This is a genomic window from Caulobacter sp. (genome assembly GCF_049283275.1).
Taxonomy (GTDB): domain Bacteria; phylum Pseudomonadota; class Alphaproteobacteria; order Caulobacterales; family Caulobacteraceae; genus Caulobacter.
Genome location: NZ_JBAPVS010000232.1, coordinates 1 through 3,715, shown reverse-complemented (window position 1 = coordinate 3,715; position 3,715 = coordinate 1). Strand labels below are relative to the sequence as shown.

Genomic DNA, 3,715 nt, shown 5'->3' with positions numbered 1-3,715 from the left:
GCCCTCTACTGGATCTTGTCCAGTGTGCTGGCCCTGGGTCAGACCCGGCTGGAACGCCAGGCGGAGGGCCGCCGATGAGCAAGATCCTGGGGAGCGCGATCGAAGCCAAGGGCCTGGTCAAACGTTTCGGCGACACGACCGTGCTGAACGGCGTGGACCTGACCGTGGCGCCCGGCGAGGTGGTCGCGGTCATCGGCCCAAGCGGTTCGGGCAAGAGCACCCTGCTGCGCTGCCTTGCGGGGCTGGAGCTGATCGACGGCGGGACCCTGACCGTGGCCGGGGTCACATCTTCGTTTGGGGTCGCCGCCAAGCCGCCCCTGGCCCGCGCCCTGAAGGGTCGCGTCGGCTTCGTGTTCCAGAGCTTCAATCTCTTTCCGCACCGCACGGCCCTGCAGAACGTCGCCGAGGGCCTGATCGTGGTGCGCGGCGAAAAGCCGGCGCCGGCCTATGAAAAGGCCCGCGCCCTGTTGACCAAGGTGGGCCTGGCCCATCGCATCGACGCCTATCCGCGCGAGCTGTCCGGCGGCCAGCAGCAGCGCTGCGCCATCGCCCGCGCCCTGGCCATGGATCCCGAGGTCATTCTGTTCGACGAACCGACTTCGGCCCTCGACCCGGAGCTGGTCGGCGAGGTGCTGACGGTGATCCGCGACCTGGCCGCCGAGAAACGCACCATGGTCATTGTGACACACCAAATGGATTTCGCGCGCGACGTGGCGGACCGGGCGATCTTCATGGATGACGGTGTTATAATTGAACAAGGCCCTTCCGCCGCCGTGCTGGGATCGCCTAAGGAAGACCGCACGCGACGATTCCTCAGCAAGGTGGGCGGCGAAAGGTCATAATTTGGCCTCCGGCGCCCCTCACCTCCTCGCCGCCGACGCCGTGTGCATTGAGGCGAGGTCCAGTGAAACTCTATATCGATCTGCAAGGCGCCTCCGGCGCCGTCTACCGCTACAAGCTGGCCGAGGATCGCGATCCCCGGACGACGATCGCCGGCAATTTCGTCTTCATCGACGCGCAGGGCGTGGTCATCTATGCCGGCGAGGCCAACAATCTGCACGGGGCCGCCAACCGCTTCCCCGAGGCGGCCCTGAAGCACAAGGCCGAATATCTCTACACGCGCCTGAACGTTTCGGGCGCGTCGCGTTCGGACGAACTGCAAGACATCGTGGCCGCGGTCAGCCCTGTCATGAACAAGCGCAGGTAGGCCCTAAGGGGCGGAGCGGCGATCGCGCCGCCGCCCCTCCTTTGTCCGCCGCGCCGACCAAGGGATCGTCGTCCACAGGGCCAGAACGGCCCGCAGACGAGTCAGGACGCCATCGACCAGGCGCGGCGATGCGAAACATCGTCGCCGCCGGCGTCCACATCTGACGCAGGCTTCGCTATGGTGACGGCTGCATGCGCCCCGAGATTCTCTTTCCGCTGTTCACGCCGGTCTCCACGCTGAAAGGCGTGGGTCCGCGCGTCGCGCCGCTGGTCGAGCGGCTGGCGGGACCGATCGTCCGCGATGTGCTGTTCACCCCGCCCGTCAGCCTGATCCGCCGGACGGCCACCACCTCGGACCACGCGGTCGATGGGCAGGTCCAGACCTTCCTGGTGACCATCGACGCCCACCTGCCGCCGCAACGCTCGGGCCAGCCCTGGCGAGTCCGCGCCTGGGACGAGCACGGCTTCATCACCCTGACCTGGTTCAAGGGCCACGGCCCGCACCTGGAGCGCCAGCATCCGGTCGGCGCCCGGCGGGCGGTCAGCGGCAAGGTCGAGCGTTACGGCAGCGAAATCCAGGTCGCCCATCCCGACTACCTGCTGGACGCCGACAAGGCCGCCGAGATCCCGCCGGTCGAGCCGGTCTATCCCGCCACCGCCGGCCTGCCCTCGCGCACCTTCCGCAAGTTCGCCCAGGAGGCCCTGGAGCGCGCCGCCGACCTGCCGGAGTGGCAGGACCCGGCCTGGCTGGCCAAGAACGGCTTTCCGCCCTGGCGCGAGGCCCTGGCGGCGCTGCACGGCCCCCAGGCCGAGATCGACCTGTCGCCGATGTCGGCGGCCCGCCGGCGTTTGGCCTATGACGAGCTGCTGGCCCATCAGTTGGCTCTGGCCCAGCGAAAGGCCGGCAAGCGTTCGCACCCCGCGCCACGCATCAACGCCGGGCCGCTGTCGGACGCGGTCGAGAAGGCCCTGCCCTTCAAGCTGACCGGCGCCCAGATCCGCGCCCTGTCCGAGGTGCGCGGCGACATGGCCAGCGGCGAGCGGATGGGCCGGCTTCTGCAGGGCGACGTCGGCTCAGGCAAGACCGTGGTGGCCATGCTGGCCATGGCCGACGCGGCCTCCAGCGGCCTGCAGTCGGCCCTGATGGCCCCGACCGAGATCCTGGCCCGCCAGCATTACGAGACCCTGGCCCCGCCGTTGGAGGCGCAGGGCCTGGCGGTGATCCTGCTGACCGGCCGCGACAAGGGCTCGGCCCGGGCGTCGAAGCTGGCCAAGCTGGCCGACGGCTCGGCCGCTGTGGCCGTGGGCACCCACGCCCTGTTCCAGGACGACGTGGCGTTCAAGGCCCTGGGCCTGACCATCATCGACGAGCAGCACCGCTTCGGCGTCAACGAACGCAAGCGCCTCCAGGACAAGGGGGCGGGCGCCCACCTGGTCGCGATGTCGGCCACGCCGATCCCTCGCACGCTGGAGCTGACGGTGTTCGGCGACCTGGACGTCTCGCGGATCGACGAGAAGCCGCCGGGCCGCACGCCGGTGGCCACCCGCGCCGCGCCGACCCCGCGCATTCCCGAACTCATCGCCCGGCTGAAGGCGGCCGCCCAGGCCGGGGCCCAGGCCTTCTGGATCTGCCCGCTGGTCTCGGAGTCGGAAAAGATCGACCTGCGCGACGCCGAGCAACGCGCCGCCAGCCTGCGTCTGGCCATCGGCCCCAGCGTCGGCCTGGTTCACGGCCAGATGCCGGCCGCCGAGAAGGACGCGGTCATGCAGGCCTTCGTCGATGGCGAAGTTTCGGTGCTGGTCGCCACCACCGTGGTCGAGGTCGGGGTCAACGTGCCCAACGCCAGCATCATGGTCATCGAGCACGCCGACCGCTTCGGCCTGGCCCAGCTTCACCAGCTGCGCGGGCGCGTCGGTCGCGGGGCCCGCGAAAGCTCGTGCGTGCTGCTCTACGACCCGCCGCTGTCGGAGACCGCCCAGCAGCGGCTGGACATCCTGCGGCGCAGCGACGACGGCTTCGAGATCGCCGAGAAGGACCTGGAGCTGCGCGGCGGCGGCGATCCGCTGGGCCTCAAGCAGAGCGGCTTCCCGGCCTACAGGCTGGCCGACCCCGTGGTCCATCGGGACCTGATCGCCGTGGCGGCCGACGATGCTCGGCTGATCCTGGCTCGCGACCCCGACCTGACCTCGGCGCGCGGCCAGGCGGTGCGGACGCTGCAAGAACTGTTCGACTGGAAGGCCGCCTCCCCCCTGAATGATGCGGGATAGACAAGCCGACAAAGTCGGCTTGAATGACGCTGGGTGAGGCGAAGGAGGTTGGCGACCATGGATGTGCCCGCCGCCCTTTCCGCCCTCGCCCCGCGCCTGTCGTCCGGCGCGACGACGGCGATCAACGCCCGCCGACTTTCGGGCGGGGCCAGCCAGGAAACCTGGGCCTTCGACCTCGACGACGGCGCGCGGCTGATCCTGCGACGTCGGCCGCCGGGCGGATCGATGAGCGCGGCAGCCC

Annotated in this window: 3 protein-coding genes and 1 pseudogene; all 4 read left to right on the top strand. The window is 70.0% G+C overall.

Annotation, left to right across the window (positions count from 1 at the left end):
• Nucleotides 1-74 precede the first annotated feature (74 nt).
• On the top strand, nt 75-842 hold the full coding sequence (locus tag WAL33_RS13130; RefSeq protein WP_422181995.1) for an amino acid ABC transporter ATP-binding protein: 768 nt from the start codon (nt 75-77) through the stop codon (nt 840-842).
• A 62-nt stretch (nt 843-904) separates the two neighbouring features.
• Nucleotides 905-1,207 (top strand): hypothetical protein, encoded by a 303-nt coding sequence (locus WAL33_RS13125; protein ID WP_422181994.1) that lies wholly within the window; start codon nt 905-907, stop codon nt 1,205-1,207.
• A 191-nt stretch (nt 1,208-1,398) separates the two neighbouring features.
• Nucleotides 1,399-3,474, top strand: coding sequence for an ATP-dependent DNA helicase RecG (gene recG, locus WAL33_RS13120; protein WP_422181993.1), 2,076 nt, complete (start codon nt 1,399-1,401; stop codon nt 3,472-3,474).
• 57 nt (nt 3,475-3,531) lie between these two features.
• A pseudogene (locus tag WAL33_RS13115) lies at nt 3,532-3,715 on the top strand (phosphotransferase family protein); the annotation flags it as partial.

What these genes read in the sequence shown, in the direction of transcription:
- recG (WP_422181993.1), top strand. Translation starts at nt 1,399, where the DNA reads ATGCGCCCCGAGATTCTCTTTCCGCTGTTCACGCCGGTCTCCACGCTG.
- WAL33_RS13130 (WP_422181995.1), top strand. Translation starts at nt 75, where the DNA reads ATGAGCAAGATCCTGGGGAGCGCGATCGAAGCCAAGGGCCTGGTCAAA.